General features: G+C 65.5%; 15 protein-coding genes. 11 read left to right on the top strand and 4 right to left on the bottom strand.

The features are described from left to right. Window positions 1-142: 142 nt before the first annotated feature. Window positions 143-610 carry a thioredoxin-dependent thiol peroxidase gene (gene bcp, locus HCO70_RS11370; RefSeq protein WP_172295938.1) on the bottom strand — a complete coding sequence of 156 codons (468 nt, stop codon included), beginning with the start codon at window positions 608-610 and terminating at the stop codon, window positions 143-145. Window positions 611-694: 84 nt separating this feature from the next. Here bcp and HCO70_RS11365 point away from each other — a divergent pair, with 84 nt between their 5' ends. The 4 genes from HCO70_RS11365 (at window position 695) to HCO70_RS11350 (ending at window position 7,066) form a co-directional block, all read left to right on the top strand. Then, window positions 695-3,970 (top strand): AsmA family protein, encoded by a 3,276-nt coding sequence (locus HCO70_RS11365; protein ID WP_172295936.1) that lies wholly within the window; start codon window positions 695-697, stop codon window positions 3,968-3,970. Next, a complete protein-coding gene (gene queA / locus HCO70_RS11360) occupies window positions 3,967-5,034 on the top strand; it encodes a tRNA preQ1(34) S-adenosylmethionine ribosyltransferase-isomerase QueA (RefSeq protein WP_172295934.1) in 1,068 nt (355 codons plus the stop codon). The genes HCO70_RS11365 and queA overlap by 4 nt, the downstream gene beginning before the upstream one ends. Window positions 5,035-5,122: 88 nt before the next feature. After that, window positions 5,123-6,385, top strand: a complete 1,263-nt coding sequence (locus HCO70_RS11355; RefSeq protein ID WP_172295932.1) for an MFS transporter — start codon at window positions 5,123-5,125, stop codon at window positions 6,383-6,385. Window positions 6,386-6,475: 90 nt separating this feature from the next. Then, window positions 6,476-7,066 (top strand): DUF924 family protein, encoded by a 591-nt coding sequence (locus HCO70_RS11350; RefSeq protein ID WP_172295930.1) that lies wholly within the window; start codon window positions 6,476-6,478, stop codon window positions 7,064-7,066. A 52-nt stretch (window positions 7,067-7,118) separates the two neighbouring features. Here HCO70_RS11350 and HCO70_RS11345 read toward each other — a convergent pair whose 3' ends face one another. Next, a complete protein-coding gene (locus tag HCO70_RS11345; RefSeq protein ID WP_172295928.1) occupies window positions 7,119-8,036 on the bottom strand; it encodes a metallophosphoesterase in 918 nt (305 codons plus the stop codon). Window positions 8,037-8,209: 173 nt separating this feature from the next. Here HCO70_RS11345 and HCO70_RS11340 point away from each other — a divergent pair, with 173 nt between their 5' ends. From HCO70_RS11340 to HCO70_RS11325, 4 genes are all read left to right on the top strand, one after another. Then, window positions 8,210-8,416 (top strand): hypothetical protein, encoded by a 207-nt coding sequence (locus tag HCO70_RS11340; RefSeq protein WP_172295926.1) that lies wholly within the window; start codon window positions 8,210-8,212, stop codon window positions 8,414-8,416. Window positions 8,417-8,584: 168 nt separating this feature from the next. Continuing rightward, complete coding sequence (gene lpdA / locus HCO70_RS11335) at window positions 8,585-9,985, top strand: dihydrolipoyl dehydrogenase (protein ID WP_172295924.1); 1,401 nt, start codon at window positions 8,585-8,587, stop codon at window positions 9,983-9,985. A gap of 110 nt (window positions 9,986-10,095) precedes the next feature. Then, window positions 10,096-12,111, top strand: coding sequence for a hypothetical protein (locus HCO70_RS11330; protein WP_172291865.1), 2,016 nt, complete (start codon window positions 10,096-10,098; stop codon window positions 12,109-12,111). Between the two features lie 58 nt (window positions 12,112-12,169). Continuing rightward, on the top strand, window positions 12,170-12,973 hold the full coding sequence (locus HCO70_RS11325; RefSeq protein WP_172295922.1) for a methyltransferase domain-containing protein: 804 nt from the start codon (window positions 12,170-12,172) through the stop codon (window positions 12,971-12,973). Here HCO70_RS11325 and HCO70_RS11320 read toward each other — a convergent pair. Then, window positions 12,970-13,377, bottom strand: coding sequence for a hypothetical protein (locus tag HCO70_RS11320; RefSeq protein ID WP_216665330.1), 408 nt, complete (start codon window positions 13,375-13,377; stop codon window positions 12,970-12,972). The genes HCO70_RS11325 and HCO70_RS11320 overlap by 4 nt on opposite strands. A 129-nt stretch (window positions 13,378-13,506) precedes the next feature. Between HCO70_RS11320 and HCO70_RS11315 the strand changes: the two genes are divergently transcribed. The 3 genes from HCO70_RS11315 to HCO70_RS11305 all read left to right on the top strand — a co-directional run bounded on the left by HCO70_RS11315 (window position 13,507) and on the right by HCO70_RS11305 (window position 18,515). Beyond that, window positions 13,507-14,673 carry an MFS transporter gene (locus HCO70_RS11315; RefSeq protein ID WP_172295918.1) on the top strand — a complete coding sequence of 389 codons (1,167 nt, stop codon included), beginning with the start codon at window positions 13,507-13,509 and terminating at the stop codon, window positions 14,671-14,673. Between the two features lie 125 nt (window positions 14,674-14,798). Continuing rightward, on the top strand, window positions 14,799-17,660 hold the full coding sequence (uvrA, locus tag HCO70_RS11310) for an excinuclease ABC subunit UvrA (RefSeq protein ID WP_172295916.1): 2,862 nt from the start codon (window positions 14,799-14,801) through the stop codon (window positions 17,658-17,660). Between the two features lie 285 nt (window positions 17,661-17,945). Then, complete coding sequence (locus HCO70_RS11305; RefSeq protein WP_216665329.1) at window positions 17,946-18,515, top strand: VPLPA-CTERM sorting domain-containing protein; 570 nt, start codon at window positions 17,946-17,948, stop codon at window positions 18,513-18,515. A gap of 82 nt (window positions 18,516-18,597) precedes the next feature. Here the strand turns inward: HCO70_RS11305 and HCO70_RS11300 are convergent, their stop codons facing one another. Next, window positions 18,598-19,023 (bottom strand): hypothetical protein, encoded by a 426-nt coding sequence (locus tag HCO70_RS11300; protein WP_172295912.1) that lies wholly within the window; start codon window positions 19,021-19,023, stop codon window positions 18,598-18,600. Between the last annotated feature and the right edge of the window lie 66 nt (window positions 19,024-19,089).

Below are 19,089 nucleotides of genomic sequence, written 5' to 3'. Positions count from 1 at the left end.
GGCACTTACAGCAACAACCGTGAACATGCGCATAAAATCGCGGGACAATATTGCCGAGCATTGGCGGAAATCCGCCGATAACCCTGCGGAAAATGTCGGTCGCCGTCAGAAAGTGAACAAGAATTGTGTTTAGCGCGGCAGATCAGGCCGCTAAGTCGCGAACCGCATCCAGAACTTCGGCAGCATGTCCCTTTACCTTCACCTTGTGCCAGACACGCGCGATCGTACCGTCCGCGTCGATCAGGAACGTCGTGCGTTCGATGCCCATGAACTTGCGGCCGTACATGCTTTTCTCGACCCAGGTGCCGTAATCCTCGCAGACGAAAGTCTCGGTATCGGACAGCAGCGCCACGGCGAGGTCGTGCTTGTCGCGGAACTTGTCGTGCTTGGCGACGGTGTCCTTGCTGATGCCGAGGACGGTGGCATCGAGGGACCCGAACTTGTCCGCTGCGGCGGAAAAATCGAGTGCTTCGGCGGTACAGCCGGTGGTGTCGTCCTTGGGGTAGAAGTAGAGAACGACCGGGCCGCCGCGGAGGTCGGAGAGGGTGATCTCGCCGCCGCCGTCGCGCGGCAGTGTGAAATCGGGAGCGACTTGGCCTTTTTCGGGCATGAGCAGAAAGCTCCTTTCCGTGAGGTATTTGCGGGTTGCGCTCTGGGTTCAGTTCTAGCCCGGATGCCGTCAAGATAAACCCCGATGAGTGAAACAGGTTCCAGAGAAAAGTTATCAAAACGACAGCGGGGCCGTCGCGTCGGTCTGCTGACGCTGTTGAGCGTGGCGGTGATATTGGTCGCCGCCGCGCTGGGGTTCATGGCGCTGATCGGTACCCCGGTAACGGCGCCGGACTGGGTGACGAAAAAGGTTGAGCGGCGCCTGAACGCGGAGATCGGCGGCGGGCGGGTTTCGGTCGGCGGGCTGGAAGTGGCGGTCGACGAGACTTTCGTTCCGCGGGTCCGGCTGCGCAATGTCGGGATACAGGATGGCGGCGGCGCCGAAGTGGCGCGGCTGAACGAGGTGGGTATCCGCGTGGCCGCGCCGGCGCTGATGCGCGGCGACATGGAGATGCGCTCGCTGCGGGTCAGCGGGGCGCAGATCACTGTGCGGCGCCTGTCGGACGGCACGTTCGACCTGAGTTTCGGTGCGGGCGGCGGCACCAGCGGCACGCTTGCGGGTGTGCTGGATCTGATCGAGGGCGCTTTCGCCAAAGAGCCGCTGACGCACCTGGAACGGATCATTGCCAGCCAGCTGACGATCACGCTGGAGGACGCCCGGTCGGGGCGGCTGTGGCAGGTGACCGAGGGACGGATTGAGCTGGAGAACGCAGCCGACGCGATCCGCATGACGGTGACCGCAGACGTCTTCAACGGGACAGAGGACCTGGCCAGCACCGTGCTGGAATTCGCCACCGACAAGGGATCGCCCGAGGCGAGTCTGCGCGCCGAGTTCCAGAACGCCGCCGCCGGGGATATCGCCGCGCAATCGCCGGCGCTGGCGTTCCTCGAAGTGCTGGACGCGCCGATATCGGGCAGCCTGGAGGCGGCGATCGGAGCGGATGGCGACCTGCGCGGGCTGGAGGGCACGCTGAATGTCGGTGAGGGCGTGCTGCAGCCGACGCCGGAGACCAGGCCGATCCGGATCGACACCGCTTCCGCCCGCGTGAGCTACGACCCGGATGCGAACCGCCTCGATTTCGAAACGCTGTCGCTGCAGACCGCCGCGGCGCGGGGCCAGGCACAGGGACAGGCGTTCCTGCGCGACTTCGTCGGCGGCTGGCCGGAAACGCTGGTCGGCCAGTTCCATCTGAGCGACGTGGTGGTTCAGCCCGAGGGGCTGTTCGAGGAGCCGGTGACATTTTCCGAGGGCGCCACGGACTTCCGGCTGCGGATAGATCCGTTCTCTGTCGAGATCGGCCAGCTGTCGCTGATCGACGGGGAGCGGCGCCTGCTGACACGCGGCAAGGTTTCGGCGGCGCAGGGCTGGGACGTGGCGCTGGACATGTCGATGAATTCTGTCTCGCTGAAGCGCCTGCTGGCGATGTGGCCGGTGGCGCTGGCCAGGGGCACGCGGGACTGGCTGGAGAAGAACGTGTCCTCCGGCCGCCTGTCGGACCTGTCGGGCGCGTTCCGGCTGAACCCGGAGCAGCCGCTGGGCATGCTGTCGCTGAGTTACGTGTTCGAGGGCGGGACAGTGCAGCCGATCGACACGCTGCCGCCGATCACCGGGGCCGCGGGATATTCGAGCCTGGTCGGCAACAGCTTTACCGCGGTGATCGAGGAGGGCCGGATGCAGGCGCCGCTGGGCGGCGCGATCGACATGGCGGGGTCCTACTTTACGGTCGCCGATGTCACGCGGAAGCCGGGGCGCGCCGACCTGACGCTGAAGACCGACAGCACGATCACCGCGGCGCTGTCGCTGCTGGATCTTGAACCGTTCAACGTGCTGTCGAAGGCGGAGCTTGAGGCGGATGTCGCCGAGGGCCGCGCCCGCATGGAGGCGGCGGTGGGCTTTGACCTGGTGAAACGGCTGCAGTTCGAGGAGATCGAGTTCGACGTGGCCGGCACGCTGGAAGGGCTGCAATCCGACCGGCTGGTGAAGGACCGCGAGGTGCGGGCCGATATGCTGGACCTGCGCGCCAATCCGGCGGGAATTGCGATTTCCGGCGAGGGGTACCTGGGGCAGGTGCCGGTGAACGTGGTGTGGAGCCAGGAGTTCGGACCGGACAGCGGCGGGCAGTCGCGGATCGAAGGGACGGTTGCGCTAAGCGAGGCGTTCCTGGACGAGTTCAACATCGGTCTGCCTGCGGGCTCGGTGACGGGCGAAGGGGTCGGCACGATCACGGTGACGTTGCCGCGCGGCGAGCCGCCCGAGTTCGAACTGGTATCGGATCTGAACCGGATGGGGCTGCGCCTGTCGGCGGTGAACTGGGCCAAGGCGCAGAATCAGACCGGGCGGCTGGAGGTTGCCGGACGGCTGGGCGAGACGCCCGCGATCGACCGGCTGGAGATCGAGGCGCCGGGCCTTTCGGCGAGCGGCATCATCGACCTTGGCCAGGACGGCGCCATGGAGCGGGCGGATTTCGCGCGGGTCACCGTGGGCGGCTGGCTGGACGGGCCGGTGACCCTGATCGGGCGCGGTCCGGGACAGTCGCCAGCGGTCCGGGTGAACGGCGGCACGGTGGATCTGCGGCAGGCCAGCTTTGGCGGGTCTGGCGGAGGAGGTGGCGGTGGCGGCGGCGGGCCGATGTCGCTGCGGCTCGACCGGCTGATCGTGTCGGAAGGGATCGCGTTCACCGGGTTCAACGGCGAATTCGCCGGCGGCAGAGGGCTGCAGGGCCGGTTCAATGCGAAGGTGAACGGGGTCACCCCGATTGCCGGGTCGGTCGTGCCGACGCCGGTGGGTTCCGCGGTGCGGCTGATCAGCGACGATGCCGGCGGCGTGCTGGCCTCGGCCGGGGTGCTGAAGAACGTGCGCGGCGGGTCGTTCGACTTGACGCTGAATCCCACCGGAGGCGAGGGCGTCTATGACGGCAAGCTGCTGGTGAAGCGGGCGAAGATCGTCGAGGCCCCGGCAATGACGGACCTGCTGAACGCGATTTCCATCGTCGGGCTGCTGGACCAGATGAATTCCGGCGGCATCACCATGTCGGAGGTGGAGGCGGACTTCCGGCTGTCGCCGTCGCGGCTGACGCTGCTGCGGTCGAGCGGGATCGGGCCGTCTCTTGGCATCTCGCTCGACGGGATCTATGACCTGCGCTCCGGTCAAATGGATATGCGTGGCGTGGTGTCTCCGGTCTACTTTCTCAACGGCATCGGACAGGTGTTTTCCCGCAAGGGCGAGGGTCTGTTCGGGTTCAACTTCCGCATGGGCGGCACGGCGGGCAACCCGGACGTGTCGGTCAACCCGCTGTCGATCCTGACGCCGGGCATGTTCCGCGAGATCTTTCGGGGTGCGCCCCCGGCGGTGACACAGTGAAGCTGTCGGATTTCGATTTCGAGCTGCCGGAGGAGCTGATCGCGACACGGCCGGCGCGGCCGCGGTCTTCGGCGCGGATGCTGGTGGCGGGGGACGACTGGCAGGAGGACTGCCATGTGTCCGACCTGTTGCGTTGGCTGCGGCACGGCGACCGGCTGGTCCTGAACGACACCAAGGTGATCCCGGCGCGGCTGAACGGTGTTCGCGTGCGCGAGACCGGGCAGGGGGAGGTGAACGCGGGGATCGAGGTGACGCTTCTGAGCCCGCGCGCCGATGGCTGCTGGGCGGCGCTGCTGAAACCGCTCCGCAAGGTGAAGGACGGCGAGACGATCCGGTTTGGCGGGTTCTCTGCCACCGTGGAAGGGCGCGGTGACGGGCAGGCATGGCTGCGCTTCGACGTGGAAGGTGACGCGCTGCAGGCGGCGCTGGAGCGGGAAGGGGCGATGCCCCTGCCGCCCTACATCGCGGCGAAGCGGGCGGCGGATGCGAAGGACCGCGAGGATTACCAGACGGTCTGGGCCGAGAAGACCGGCGCGGTGGCGGCGCCGACGGCTTCGCTGCATTTCGACGAGGCCCTGCTGGACGCGCTGCGCGAACGAGGCGTGGAGTTCACCCACGTGACGCTGCATGTGGGGGCGGGGACGTTCCTGCCGGTAAAGGTGGACGACGTTTCGCAGCACAGGATGCATGCGGAATGGGGAGAGGTGACCGCCGCTGCCGCCGCCGGGATCGCGGCGACGAAGGCGGCGGGCGGGCGCGTGATCCCGGTCGGCACGACGGCGCTGCGGCTGATCGAGACGGCGGCGCGCGAAACGGGGGAGGTCGTGCCGTGGACCGGCGAGACGGACATCTTCATCACGCCCGGCTTCGAGTTCCGCGCCACGGATGCGCTTATGACCAACTTCCATCTGCCGAAGTCGACCCTGCTGATGCTGGTTTCGGCGCTGATGGGGCGTGAGCGGATGCTTGCTCTTTACGACCACGCCGTAAGAAATCGTTATCGCTTCTTCTCTTACGGAGATGCCTCGCTTTTGTTACCCGGCGGCGGGAAACGACAGCAGTAGGTCGCGGACAGGCAGGACCCCGCCATGCGCCCCCGTGTTAGGGCGGAACAGGCGGGACCGCGCGACCGGAACGATAAGAGGCGAACACATGCGACAGGTTCTGGCAAGCTCCTGGGCTTTGCTGCTCGGCATCGGGCTGCTGATGATCGGCAACGGTCTGCAGGCCTCTCTGATGGGTGTGCGCGGGTCACTGGAAGGATTCTCGACCTTCGAGCTGTCGCTGGTGACCTCGGCCTATTTCCTCGGGTTCCTGGGCGGGTCGCGCGCGACGCCGGAAATGATCCGCCGGGTCGGCCATGTGCGGGTCTTCGCGGCGCTGGGGTCGTTCATCTCGGCGGTACTGATCCTGTTCCCGACGGTGACGGAGCCGTGGGCCTGGACGATCCTGCGGGTGGTGATCGGGTTCTGCTTTTCCGGCGTCTACGTCACTGCCGAGAGCTGGCTGAACAACGCCGCCACCAACGAGACCCGCGGGCAGACGCTGTCGATGTACATGGTGGTGCAGATGATGGGGATCATCGCCGCGCAGATGATTCTCGGCGCCGGCGATCCGGGCGGGTTCGTGATCTTCATCATTCCCTCGGTGCTGGTTTCCATCGCATTCGCGCCCATTCTTTTGTCGATCTCGCCGACACCGGCCTTCGGGACGACAAAGGCGATGAAACTCACGGAATTGTTCCACGCGTCGCCGCTGAGCTTCGTGGGGATGACCCTGATGGGTGGCGTGTTCGCGTCGATCTTCGGCATGTCCTCGGTCTATGCCTCGGAAATCGGGATGGAAGTGCGCGAAGTTTCCATCTTCGTCGCGTCGTTCTTCGTCGGCTCGCTGGTGATGCAGTATCCCATCGGCTGGGTGTCGGACCGGATGGACCGGCGCCAGCTGATCATGGTCGTGGCCGCGGTGGGGGGCGTGTTCGCACTGGGCGGTTACTTTCTGGCCGACAGCTTCCTGGTTCTGATCGTGGTGGCCTTTGCGATCGGTGGGTCTGCCAACCCTTTGTATTCATTGCTTATTGCTTATCTGAATGATTACATGGAACCCGACGACATGGCGGCGGCTTCGGGCGGGCTGATCTTCCTGAACGGGTTGGGCGCCATCGTCGGGCCGCTGCTGACCGGCTACCTGATGGGCCAGCTCGGGAACCATATCTTCTGGCTGTTCAATGCTACGCTGATGCTCGCGGTGGCGGCCTATTCGCTGTACCGGATGACGCAACGTCCGGCCACGCCGGTGGACGAAACGGTTGCCTATGTCGGTGTCATGCCTACCTCGTCCCTCGTCGCGGTCGAAGCGGCGCAGGAATGGGCGCACGAGCAGAGTGAGGCGGAAGAGGAACAGCAGGCGATATAACCAAAAGGTAAGGAATCGACTGCTTGTCAGAATGTAAGAATTTTGTAACGATTCCGGTTACCGAGGGGACGACCGGGTGAGGAGGTGCCGATGGCGAACCCTGAAGACATACTGGCCTACTGGCTGGACGAGGTAGGGCCCGAGGGCTGGTACCGGGGCGGCGAAGAGCTTGACGCGGAAATACGCGAACGGTTCGAGGCCGACTGGCACAACGCGATGGAAGGCTCCTACGCGATGTGGCTGACCTATCCGAGCGGGTCGCTGGCCTACATCATCCTGACCGATCAGTTTCCGCGCAACATGTTCCGCGACACCAAGCAGTCGTTCGCAAGCGACTCCGTGGCGTTGGCGGCGGCGAAACTGTCGATCAATCACGGCTTCGACATGAAAATCGACGAGCCGGCGCGGCAGTTCTTCTACATGCCGCTGATGCATTCGGAATGCCTGACCGATCAGGATCGCTGTGTGCGGCTGATGAAGACCCGGATGCCCGAGACCGGCGAGAACAACCTTCTGCATGCCCAGGCGCATCGCGAGGTGATCCGCAAGTTCGGACGGTTCCCGACGCGCAACGCGGCGCTGGAGCGGGCGTATTGCGGGGCCGAGGCGGCATATGTCGACGAAGGCGGCTATCGCAAGACGCTGGAAGCCTTGTCCGACCAGCCGGTGGCAGCGGAGTAAGAGCCGCAGTGAAAGGTGGCCGGGCAGGATGCCGCCCGGCCGGTCCGCCCTGTCAGAGCGACAGCGTGCGGGTGACCTCGACACCTTTGCCCAGCATCTCGATCCGGTCGTCGTAGACTTCCAGCGTCGAATAGGCGGTGGTGTCGGCCGTCTCGACCATCCCCCGGAAATTCACGAAGTGCTGGCTGCCGATCTGGCCGTAGTTGCCGGCGTGGTTGTGGCCATTCATGTAGAGCGCGAAGTTGTCGTGGCTGGTGAACAGGTCCACGAGGCGCGCGTCGTCCCACAGATTGTGCTCGTTGGCGGGGTAGACCGGATAGTGGCCCATCACGATGACCCGCTCTCCGGCGGATTGCGCATCCTTCAGCTCGCTTTCCAGCCAGCCGAACTGCGCGTCCGAGATGCCGCCGTTCCAGGTCTGCGCGTTGGCGGCGCCAGCCTCGTTCAGTTTGGCGAGACGTTCCTCGGCCAGCGCGTAATTCTCGCTGTCCTTCGGGTTGGCGAACAGGCTGATCTCGTTCCCGTCGAGCACGAGGAAGCGGTGGCCGCCGCCGGGGAAGGCGTAATAGGCGCGTTCCAGCCCGGTGGCGCGGAGGACAGAGCCGAGGTAATCGGAGGCGACCGAGAAGTCGTGGTTGCCGAGGATGAAGAAGTTCGGCACCGCTAGCTTGTCATAAAGCGGCAGGATGTGGCCGAAGCTTTCCCAGTGCCGGTCGATGATGTCGCCGAGGGTGACGACGAACTCGATCTCCTGCGTGTTGAAGTCCGCGATGGCGTCGCTGAGTTTCCACAGCGAGTTTGAATAGAAACGCGTGTTGCGCGGCGGGACCGGCGCATATTGCGGGTCGGCCACCACGCCGAAGCGGAACAGCGGCCCGCCGGACTGGGCGCGGGCGGGGCCGAAGCCGGCAAAAGGAGTCACGAGGGCAGCCGCGCCGGCGGCGCGGAGGAAGGAACGGCGGCTGAGCATGGTGCGCTCTCCATCTGTAATATTCCGGGACGTGAAGGGAATGCGGGGTTGCTGGCCCGCACGCGGATAGGGTGAAAGGTCCGGATGACATCGGCGCGACGCTTCGGTGAAGTTTGCGAGACCGGGAACCTGGCTGCGCTGCGTGGCGTTGGTCGGGCAGGAGGACCTTACCCATGACACGCATGCTTCCCTGGGTGATCGTGCTGCTGGCTGGGCTGGCCGTGATCGCCGTTTATCCGCTGATCCCGCAATCCGCCGAACCGATGGGCACCGGCATGTTCCCGGAATACCTGGTTCCTGCCGCCTATGCCGTCGCGGGCATCGGCGCCACAGGCATGTTCATTGCCTGGATCGTCCGGCGCGAGAAGAAGCGCGGTTAGCCGCGCGCGCCTGCATCCGAACACTGCGGTATCGGTCGCACCGTGTCCCGTGCTAAGGCATGCAACGCGGGCAACCCCGCAATTCGCCCGGCGGCATTGGATAATGACGCCGGGTCGGATATGTAGAAAATGGTTGAACGTTAAACAATCTGCCGGGCGGAGGAGTACATGGCGGCCAAATCCTTTGACATGATCGTAGTCGGTGCGGGCCCGGGCGGCTATGTCGCCGCGATCCGTGGCGCGCAGCTGGGGCTGAACGTCGCCATCGTCGAGCGCGAGCACATGGGCGGCATCTGCCTGAACTGGGGCTGCATCCCGACCAAGGCGCTGCTGCGCTCGTCGGAAGTGTTCCACCTGATGGAGCGCGCCAGTGAGTTCGGGCTGAAGGCCGAGAACATCGGCTACGACCTCGACGCGGTGGTCAAGCGCTCGCGGCAGGTGGCGAAGCAGCTGAATTCGGGCGTGAAGGGCCTGATGAAGAAGAACAAGATCACCACCTTCATGGGCGCGGCGACGCTGCCTGCGAAGGGCAAGGTCTCGGTCAAGATGGAAGACGGAAGCACCGAGGAGCTGGAAGCGAAGAACATCGTTCTCGCCACCGGCGCGCGGGCGCGGGAACTGCCGGGGCTGGAGGCCGACGGCGATCTGGTCTGGACCTACAAGCACGCGCTGCAGCCGCCGCGGATGCCGAAGAAGCTGCTGGTGATCGGCTCCGGCGCCATCGGGATCGAGTTCGCGTCCTTCTACAACACGCTCGGCGCCGAGACGACGGTGGTCGAGGTGATGGACCGGATCCTGCCGGTCGAGGATGTCGAGATCTCGAAATTCGCCAAGAAACAGTTCCAGAAGCAGGGCATGACCATCATGGAGAAGGCCGGGGTCAAGCAGCTGGACCGCGGCAAGGGCAAGGTCACCGCGCATATCGAAAGCGGCGGCAAGGTCGAGAAGGTCGACTTCGACACCGTGATCTCCGCCGTGGGGATTGTCGGCAATGTCGAGAACCTCGGGCTGGAAGCTCTCGGCGTGAAGGTCGACCGGACCCACGTGGTGGTGGACGAATACTGCCGCACCGGCGTCGACGGGCTGTACGCCATCGGTGACATCGCGGGCGCACCCTGGCTGGCGCACAAGGCGTCGCACGAGGGCGTCGTGGTGGCCGAACTTGTCGCGGGCAAGAACAAGGTGCACCCGGTGCGCCCCGAAAGCATCGCGGGCTGCACCTATTGCCAGCCGCAGATCGCGTCGGTGGGGTACACCGAGGCGAAGGCCAAAGACCTAGGCTACGACATCAGGGTCGGCCACTTCCCGTTCATCGGCAACGGCAAGGCTATCGCGCTGGGCGAGGCGGAGGGGATGGTGAAGACCGTTTTCGACGCCAAGACCGGCGAGCTGCTGGGCGCGCATATGGTTGGCGCCGAGGTGACCGAACTGATCCAAGGCTATGTGGTGGGCCGCACGCTGGAAACCACCGAGGAAGAGCTGATGGAGACGGTCTTCCCGCACCCGACGCTCAGCGAGATGATGCACGAGTCGGTGCTCGATGCCTATGACCGGGTGATCCATATCTAGGCAGATGCCCTGCGGCCCGGTCGTTTCCGGGCCGCTCACCTCGTTTCGCCCCTGACATTCCGGCGTCACATCGGCAGCGTTCGATGGGACGGGGGAATCGGGGTGACGCGATGAAGCTTCTGAAATGGGTGGCGTTTCTGTGGGCCGCCGCGGCCGGGATGGCGGCGGCGGACCCGATGGAAATCTGCCGGGCGAACAATCCGCAATATCCGCAGAGCTGCGGCTGTACCATCGAGACGGCGCGCGCACAGGGGATCGACGGGCCGGTGCTGGACAAGCTTCTGGCCAACGATACCGCCGGCGTTCCGATGGCGACATTCCAGGCCTACGGGCTGATCTTCGTGCAGTGCATCCAGCAGGTGGTGATGCAGGGAGTGCCGGGGGCAGCACCCGCCGCGCCTGCTGCGCCGCCGGTTGTCGCGGCGCCTGCCGCGCCTGCGCCGGGCTTGCCGGTGATCCCGTTGCCGGAAGTCCCGGCGGATGCACCCGCTGCGGGAACCTGGAGCAACGGCGCGCTGGCGCTGATGTATGGCGGGCGGATCGAGACGGCGGAGGTAACCGGCGCGGAGGGGCGGACACTCTACGCGATGTGTCATCCCGGCGGCGGGCTGCATGTGCTGGTGGACGGAATCTCGGCCGGGCCGGGCACCGCCTATGAAGGCACGTTCGAGGTGACGCGCGGCAACGGTGCATCGTTGTACAAGCGCATTCCCTACGTCTACTTCATCGAGGGCGACAAGCTGCGGACCGATCTGGACCAGTCGGGCGTCGACGCGCTGCAGGCGGGGGCGGAGGTGCTGTTCGAAAGCCCGGAACACGGGCTGTCGGCGCGGTTTACCCTGAAGGGATCGTCAAAGGCGCTGGACGCGCTTGACTGCCCGGCACGGCCGTATCCGGCGCCGCCGCTGGTGTTCTACCAGACCGGCGACTGGACGGTCTGGCCGGCGGAACCCTCGGCGGGCGGTATGCTGGGCGGGATCGATACCGCATCGCTGGGCGAACTGGGCGTGGCCTGCGACGGGTTCGTCTGGTCGGGCGAGTATCGCGGCACCGACCCTTCGCAGCCATACGAGTCGGTCTGGACATTCGATGACGATCCGGCGGAGCGGTTCCGGCTGGTGTTCGGCTTCAATCGCGGGTCCGCGGTTCTGTGGCAGGACGGGCTGGAGGCGGACCTCGCGAAACTGTGGGAGACGATGTGGCGGGCCGAGCGGCTGCAGGTCTGGGATAGCGCGCGGTCCTACGGGAACCGGCAGGTCTATGACCTGTCGAAGCTGCCGGAGGTGCTGCAGCGGATCGGCTGTGACCAGCCCGAAGCGCGCGGGGATCGCAAGGTGGCGACTGGCTGGCATGCTGCGGAGGGCAAGCTGATGAACGGCGAGTCCTTCCCGGTGGTCGAGACGGCGCTGCCCGGCGGGCGGACGCTGCAGGTGTCCTGTTACTTCGGCAACGAGATGCGGCTGTCCTACGGGCCGGTGGCGCGGCCCGAGGCGATGGTGGCGCCGGTGGCGTTCAGTGCTGGGGCGGGGGAAGTGGAACTGCCCGGGCGGTACCAGGAGCATGACGGGCGGATCGACATTCCCGGCGCCACGTCGTTGCAGCCGCTGCTTGCGGGCGGACCGCTGACCGTATCGGCGCCCGCCTTCGGGCTGGAGGCTGAGATCGCGATGGACGGCGCGGGGATCGCGGCGCTGGGCTGCCAGCCCGCGCCGGACCCGGTGGTGGTGAGCGATGGCGGCGAAGTGTTTTACGACGGCGTGATCGAACCACGCTGGGCGGTGGAGGTAGACGTGCCGGGGCTGGGGCCGGTGGCGGGCGAGGCGGGCGCCGGTCCGGCGGACTGGCTAGCGCATGTCGGCTGCGGCGGCTTTGCCTTTGGCGCCGGGGTGTTTCACACGCCGGAGGAAGAAGTACAGGTGCAGGTCTCGCTGGACGCCAACACCTATCCGCTGGGCGTGGTGACCTTCCGGCGCGCGGGCGACTGGTACGTGGCGGAGGCGCCGGAACTGGTAGCACATTTGCTGGAGGCGCGGATCGCGGGGTTCGAGGCGCTGCCGCCGGCGCGATTGAGCCAGACGCTGGCGCTCAACGGGCTGCCGGCGGTGCTGGGGGGCTGTGCCCGGTAACGTTCTGAAAACCGGGGAATCGTGCTAGGCTGCCGGAAACATTTTCAGGGAGGGACAGATGCCGGATCCATTTTCCGACATGAGCGCGGCTGGCGCTGATTTCATCGAACTGGCGGTAGAGGTGCTGGAGACGCGCGCGGCGGAACCGGCGATGTCCGAGGGCGTGGCGCGGTATCTCGCGGCGCTGCCGAAGGACGAGATTCGCAAGGCCGTGGAGGTCGGCGCAGGTTCCGGCCCGATTGCCCGGCAGGTGGCGGCCTGGGCGCCGGAGGCAGAAGTACTCGCGACGGAGCCAGCCGCCGAGTTCCTGCCGCATGCGCGGCGGCTGGCCGAAGGCATTCCGAACGTGACATTCGAGGCGCAGGACGGCACCGCGCTGGAGCTGGAGGACGGATCGGTCGATCTGGTGATCCAGCACACGGTGCTGAGCCATGTGCCCGATCCGGTGCCGCTGCTTGCCGAGGCGTTCCGCGTGCTGCGGCCGGGCGGCTGGCTGGTGGTGTTCGACGGCGACTTCTCGAAGGGCAGCCTGTCGGGTTTTCCCGGCGACCCGCTGTCGGCCTGCGAGACCTATTTCAAACAGAACTTCGTCGTCGATCCCCATGTGTGCAGCAAACTTGCCGGGCTGAGCGGCGCGGCGGGGTTCGAGGTCGCCGACTTCTGGATGATCCCGCGGCTGATCCGCAAGGATGACGGGATGCTGGCCTGGGTGAAGTTCACCACCGACATGATGCTGAAGAAGGGCGAGATCGGGCCGGAACTGGCCGCCGGGCTGCTGGCGGAATACGCGCGCCGGCGCGATGCCGGGACGCTGTTCGGCTTTCAGGCCTATGGCACGCTGATCGCGCGCAAGCCGGGTTAGATCCGGCTGCCCTGCACGGTGACCGTGGCGCTGCCGCCCGTCGGCACCCTGCGAAAGTTCATCTGGATCAGCTTGATGGCCCGCACCACGCCGGGAAGAAAGATCGGGTCGGTCTGGCCCCCGGCGGGAATGGCGGTGTTGACGGCGAGGGTCGACTGTTCGCCGCTCACGAAGTTGACCACCAGCGAGTTGATGAAGACCGGGCTGCCCGAGACCTGCAGCCTGAGGCTGGTGAACAGGCCCTGCTGCACCGTCACCGGGATGATGGTGAAGGTGTTGCGCAGGTTGACCTGCGCCGTGCCGAGGGTGACCCATTGCTGTTCGACGGCGCAGGCCGCGAGGGCAAGCGCGCTGGTCGAGAGCATGCCGGCGAGGAAGGTTCGGCGCGTGATCGGCATGGGCATCCTTTCGGGTCATCGTGATTCCGGTTGTGGCTGCCAGCTTTCCCGAAACCGGGGCGGATAGGAAGCCGCCATCGCCGGGGCGGCGGTTGGCGGCTTGACCCTGCCGGTGCTTGCGGCTCTACCGGCGGCATGGAACGCGAGGGAACCGACTGGCGGCTGGTTATGCTGCTCTGGGCCGCCGGTCTGGGGGCGGCCGCGCAATACGGCAAGATCAGCGTGATCTTCGACCGGCTGCCCGAGGTCTATCCGGACGCTGGCGCGTCACTGGGCTTCGCGGTGTCGCTGGTCGGGTTCCTCGGCATCCTGCTGGGCGTGATCGCGGGCGTGCTGGTAGCGCGGATCGGGTACCGGCGGGCGCTGCTGTCGGCGCTGGTACTGGGGGCGGGGATCTCGGTGTTCCAGGGGCTCTTTCCGGCGCTACCGCTGTTTCTGGGATCGCGCGTGCTGGAAGGTGCTGCACATCTGGCAATTGTGGTGGCGGGGCCTACGATGATCGCCGAGTTCAGCGACGCCAAGGGGCGCGGGCTGGCGCTGACGATCTGGAGCAGCTTCTTCGCGGTGGCCTTCGCGGTGCTGGCCTGGGTCGGGATACCGCTGGCACAGGCCTTCGGTCTGCGCAGCCTGATGTGGGCGCATGCGGTCTACATGGCGGTGATGGCGGCGGTGCTGTGGCCGATCCTGCCGAAGGTCTCGGGCGAGCGGCCGCGCCCGCCGCGCCTGGCAGAGCTTGTAACGGCGCACCGGCGTATCTATTTCGATCCATTCGTGGGGGCGGCGGCCTGGGGCTGGCTGTTCTACACGACCTGTTTCGTGGCCGTGCTGACGGTTCTGCCACCCTATCTGCCAGAAGGCAGCCGGGCGCTGGTGCTGGGCCTGATGCCGCTGATGTCGCTGGGCAGTTCGCTGACGCTGGGCGTCCTGCTGCTCCGGCGGGTGGAGGCGGTGAAGGTCAGCATCGCGGGCTTCGTGTGCTGCGCGGTTGCGTCGGTGGGGTTGTGGGTGTTGCCGGGCAACCCGGTGCTGTTCCTGGCGCTGGGCGCCGCACTGGGGCTGGTTCAGGGCTCTGGCTTTGCGCTGGTGCCGCAGCTGAATCAGGTGGCAGAGGACCGGGCGCTGGCCAATGGCGGCATGGCGCAGACCGGGAATCTCGGGAACACCGTCGGCACGCCTTTGCTGGTGGCGGTGATCGGGTTGGCGGGATATGGCGGGCTGCCGGTGGTGCTGGCGCTGCTGTTTGTGGGAGGTGCCGTGGCGCATCTGGTCCTGAAGCGCCGCCGCGGTGGGCATTATGCCTGACACGCCCTGACAGAACAGGGCCAAACGAGGCAATTAGCTGCGGATGTTCGCGTAATGTTCCATTTTTCGATTGGAGACTCGCGGGGCATGGGTTATTTCTTAACCGCTGGTGAAGAGGGCTTTGCATGGCGGATCTGAAGAAGATCGAAGTTCGCGGCGCGCGCGAGCACAATCTCAAGGACATCGACGTGGATATTCCGCGCGACGAGCTGGTGGTGATCACCGGTCTGTCGGGGTCGGGCAAGTCCTCTCTGGCCTTCGACACGATCTATGCCGAGGGGCAGCGCCGCTATGTCGAGTCGCTCTCGGCCTATGCACGGCAGTTCCTCGACATGATGGAAAAGCCGGATGTCGATCACATCTCGGGCCTGTCGCCGGCGATCTCAATCGAGCAGAAGACAACGTCAAAGAACCCGCGCTCCACCGTCGGAACGGTGACCGAGATCTACGACTATCTGCGGCTTCTGTTCGCGCGGGCTGGGACGCCCTATTCGCCGGCCACCGGGCTGCCCATCGAGGCGCAGCAGGTGCAGGACATGGTCGACCGGGTGATGGCGATGGAGGAGGGCACGCGCGGCTATCTCCTGGCGCCGATCATCCGGGACCGGAAGGGCGAGTACAAGAAAGAGTTCATTGAACTGCGCAAGCAGGGCTTCCAGCGGGTCAAGGTGGACGGCGCGTTTTACGAGCTGGACGAACCGCCCACGCTGGACAAGCGGTTCCGCCACGACATCGACGTCGTGGTCGACCGGATCGTCGTGCGCGAGGGGCTGGAGACGCGGCTGGCGGATTCGTTCCGCACCGCGCTGGACCTCGCCGACGGGATCGCCATTCTGGAAACCGCGCCGTCGGAAGGCGAGCCGGAGCGGATCACGTTCTCCGAGAATTTCGCCTGTCCTGTCAGCGGCTTCACCATCCCCGAGATCGAGCCACGGCTGTTCTCGTTCAACGCGCCCTTCGGCGCCTGCCCGAAATGCGACGGGCTGGGGGTGGAGCTGTTCTTCGACGAGCGCCTCGTGGTGCCCGACCTGAACCTGACCGTCTATAACGGCGCGCTGGCGCCGTGGCGGAAGGGCAAGTCGCCCTATTTCCTGCAGACCATCGAGTCCATCGCCAAGCACTACGGCTTTGACAAGAACATGAAGTGGAAGGACCTGCCGGAAGACGTGCAGCAGGTGTTCCTCTATGGCTCCGGCAAGGAGGAGATCCAGTTCCGCTATGACGAGGGCGGGCGGGTCTATCAGGTGTCGCGGCCGTTCGAGGGGGTGATCCCCAACATGGAACGGCGCTATCGCGAGACCGACAGCTCCTGGATCCGCGAGGAGTTCGAGCGCTACCAGAACAACCGGCCCTGCGGCGCCTGCAACGGCTTTCGCCTGCGTGAAGAGGCGCTGGCGGTAAAGATCGCGGGGCTGCATATCGGCGAAGTGGTGCAGATGTCGATCCGGGAGGCATATGCCTGGATCGAGACGGTGCCGGAGCAGCTGAGCCAGCAGAAGAACGAGATCGCGCGCGCGATCCTGAAGGAGATCCGCGAGCGGCTGGGCTTCCTGAACAATGTCGGCCTCGAATACCTGACGATGTCGCGGAATTCCGGCACCCTGTCCGGCGGCGAAAGCCAGCGGATCCGGCTGGCTTCGCAGATCGGGTCGGGGCTGACCGGCGTGCTCTACGTGCTGGACGAGCCGTCCATCGGCCTGCACCAGCGCGACAACGACCGGCTGCTGCTGACGCTGAAGAACCTGCGCGACCAGGGCAACACCGTCATCGTGGTCGAGCATGACGAGGAAGCGATCCGCGAGGCGGATTACGTGCTCGATATCGGGCCGGGCGCGGGCGTGCATGGCGGGTCGGTCGTGGCGCACGGAACCCCGGCGGAGATCGCGGCGAACCCGGCCTCTATCACCGGGCAGTACCTGACCGGCGCGCGGGAGATCCCGGTACCGGCCGAGCGGCGCAAGGGCAACAAGAAGGCGGTGACGGTGGTCAATGCCACCGGCAACAACCTCAAGAACATGACGGCGAAGTTCCCGCTGGGCAAATTCGTCTGCGTCACCGGGGTATCGGGCGGCGGCAAGTCCACCCTGACCATCGAGACACTGTTCAAGACCGCGTCCATGCGGCTCAACGGGGCGCGCCAGACGCCGTCGCTCTGCGAGACGATCAAGGGGCTGGAGCATCTCGACAAGGTGATCGACATCGACCAGCGCCCCATCGGGCGGACGCCGCGTTCGAACCCGGCGACCTATACCGGGGCCTTCACCCCGATCCGCGACTGGTTCGCCGGGCTGCCCGAGGCCAAGGCGCGGGGCTACAAGCCGGGCCGGTTTTCCTTCAACGTGAAGGGCGGCCGCTGCGAGGCGTGCCAGGGCGACGGGCTGATCAAGATCGAGATGCACTTCCTGCCCGACGTTTACGTGACCTGCGAGACCTGCGGCGGCGCGCGGTACAACCGCGAAACGCTGGAGGTGAAGTTCAAGGGCAAGTCCATCGCCGACGTGCTGGACATGACCGTCGAGGAGGCGCGCGAATTCTTCAAGGCGGTGCCGTCGATCCGCGACAAGATGGACGCGCTGCACCGGGTCGGGCTCGACTACATCAAGGTGGGCCAGCAGGCGACGACGCTCTCGGGCGGCGAGGCGCAGCGGGTGAAGCTGTCGAAAGAGCTGTCAAAGCGGTCCACGGGGCGGACGCTGTATATTCTCGACGAACCGACGACGGGGCTGCACTTCGAGGATGTGAAGAAGCTGTTGGAAGTGCTGCACGAATTGGTGGATCAGGGGAATTCGGTCGTGGTGATCGAGCACAACCTGGACGTGATTAAGACCGCCGACTGGCTGATCGATATCGGGCCGGAAGGCGGCGACGGCGGCGGTACCATCGTCGCCGAGGGCACGCCCGAGGACGTGGCGAAGGTCGAGGCGAGCCATACCGGTCGATATCTCAAGGATATGCTGAATCCGAAGCGGCGGGTCGCGGCGGAGTAGCTCTTGGCCAAGGATTTCATGGCCGGCGGGAGACCGCCGGCCGTGCCTTTTTGCAAAGGCAACATTCCGCGAAGATTGAATTGGTTCGCTTGACACGCATAAGTTGTGGCGAACGATTCGTCGCGCGGGGAGATAAAGCGGGCATTCCGTGCCTGTTAAACTACTGTAAATTTTGGGAAAGATTTCTAGTTACAGAAAGCATGCAATCGGGTAATGTGTTCACATGATTTCGAGCTGTGGGGGCTATTTGTGAAACTGATACGAAATATAATTGCGTCGGCAGCCATGTTGGCTGGCCTCGCAGGTGCGGCCAGTGCCACGACGTTTACGGGCAACTTCAGCATCAGCGGAAGCGCGTTCACCGATCCGGGCCTGGTGCTGCAGACGAGCACGACCTCGGGTGGCGGAAGCTTCGATCTGGAAGTCGGCGAATGGGCCTACTTCGAACTGTTCACCGTCTGGACGGAAGAGACGACGGTTAACGCGGACGACTTGGTCGGACAGTCCATCAACGTGGATTTCGTCTTTACCGATCCGGCTGTATCCGGCGGGCTCAGCGGGTCCTCGACCGGTGTGATCAGCTGCTTCGGCTTCTGCGAATACGGCGTGATCGACTGGGCAAACCCGCTCATCCTGACATTTGGCGGCACCGGCAAACTTCTGCTTTCGCTGTCTGATGTGACCTTCAACTTTGGCATCCTGGGCCTGCACGAAGGCGAAAAGCACGGTGCCTCGGTCAAGCTCAAGGTCAAATACCTTGAAGCGCCGTCTCAGGTACCGCTGCCGGCTGGCGGTGTTCTTCTGATCGGTGCGCTTGGTGGCCTTGCCATGGTGCGTCGTCGCCGGAAGAGCTGACGCTCTGAATACCCAAGGATAGATGAAGGGCGGCCCGTGGCCGCCCTTTTGCTTTTGGGTTCGCGGATATCTGCCTCCGGGACTAGTCCAGCAGGTCCGACAATGCCCCGACGAAGGCGAGCACTTCACGGGTCGTTTCGTTGACCTGATAGAAGCGGTCGCCAACGCGGTAGTAGCGCTGATGCGGATCGAGGCCGTAGCGGGCCGGGTCGTTGACCGCGCTGTAACCGTCCGGGATCCGTTCCCCTTTGTTGTAGACGTGGTCGGCCGGTTGCGGCTTCGGCGCGGGCGCTGCCTGCGCGCGTGCGGGCTGGTTGAGCGCACCCTGGCCGTTGTTGCCGCCCTGCGCCACGCACTTGCCGTCACGCTCTACCTGGTTCGGCGCGCAATGCGCCGCGGCGGGGGCGGGCTGACCGGGGGATGCCTTCGGTCCGCCGCCGCCCTGGGCGAGGGCGCCTGTCGCCGCCACCATCATGATCGCCGCGAGGGTGAGTTTGCCTGTTTTCATATCTGCCTCCTGCGCTGAACGAAGGGGTTTTCCTTCGCTTTCAGGAGTTCAACGGTTGCGCGTGCG

The sequence above is a fragment of the Pseudoruegeria sp. HB172150 genome (genome assembly GCF_013184805.1).
Lineage (GTDB): Bacteria > Pseudomonadota > Alphaproteobacteria > Rhodobacterales > Rhodobacteraceae > Psychromarinibacter.
This window is presented reverse-complemented; position numbering and strand designations above follow the sequence as displayed.

Bases quoted from the DNA above. Each gene is read 5' to 3' on its own strand.
- bcp (WP_172295938.1), bottom strand. From the start codon at position 610: ATGCCCGAAAAAGGCCAAGTCGCTCCCGATTTCACACTGCCGCGCGAC.
- HCO70_RS11365 (WP_172295936.1), top strand. From the start codon at position 695: ATGAGTGAAACAGGTTCCAGAGAAAAGTTATCAAAACGACAGCGGGGC.
- HCO70_RS11355 (WP_172295932.1), top strand. From the start codon at position 5,123: ATGCGACAGGTTCTGGCAAGCTCCTGGGCTTTGCTGCTCGGCATCGGG.
- HCO70_RS11350 (WP_172295930.1), top strand. From the start codon at position 6,476: ATGGCGAACCCTGAAGACATACTGGCCTACTGGCTGGACGAGGTAGGG.
- HCO70_RS11345 (WP_172295928.1), bottom strand. From the start codon at position 8,036: ATGCTCAGCCGCCGTTCCTTCCTCCGCGCCGCCGGCGCGGCTGCCCTC.
- HCO70_RS11340 (WP_172295926.1), top strand. From the start codon at position 8,210: ATGACACGCATGCTTCCCTGGGTGATCGTGCTGCTGGCTGGGCTGGCC.
- lpdA (WP_172295924.1), top strand. From the start codon at position 8,585: ATGGCGGCCAAATCCTTTGACATGATCGTAGTCGGTGCGGGCCCGGGC.
- HCO70_RS11330 (WP_172291865.1), top strand. From the start codon at position 10,096: ATGAAGCTTCTGAAATGGGTGGCGTTTCTGTGGGCCGCCGCGGCCGGG.
- HCO70_RS11325 (WP_172295922.1), top strand. From the start codon at position 12,170: ATGCCGGATCCATTTTCCGACATGAGCGCGGCTGGCGCTGATTTCATC.
- HCO70_RS11320 (WP_216665330.1), bottom strand. From the start codon at position 13,377: ATGCCCATGCCGATCACGCGCCGAACCTTCCTCGCCGGCATGCTCTCG.
- HCO70_RS11315 (WP_172295918.1), top strand. From the start codon at position 13,507: ATGGAACGCGAGGGAACCGACTGGCGGCTGGTTATGCTGCTCTGGGCC.
- uvrA (WP_172295916.1), top strand. From the start codon at position 14,799: ATGGCGGATCTGAAGAAGATCGAAGTTCGCGGCGCGCGCGAGCACAAT.
- HCO70_RS11305 (WP_216665329.1), top strand. From the start codon at position 17,946: ATGTTGGCTGGCCTCGCAGGTGCGGCCAGTGCCACGACGTTTACGGGC.
- HCO70_RS11300 (WP_172295912.1), bottom strand. From the start codon at position 19,023: ATGAAAACAGGCAAACTCACCCTCGCGGCGATCATGATGGTGGCGGCG.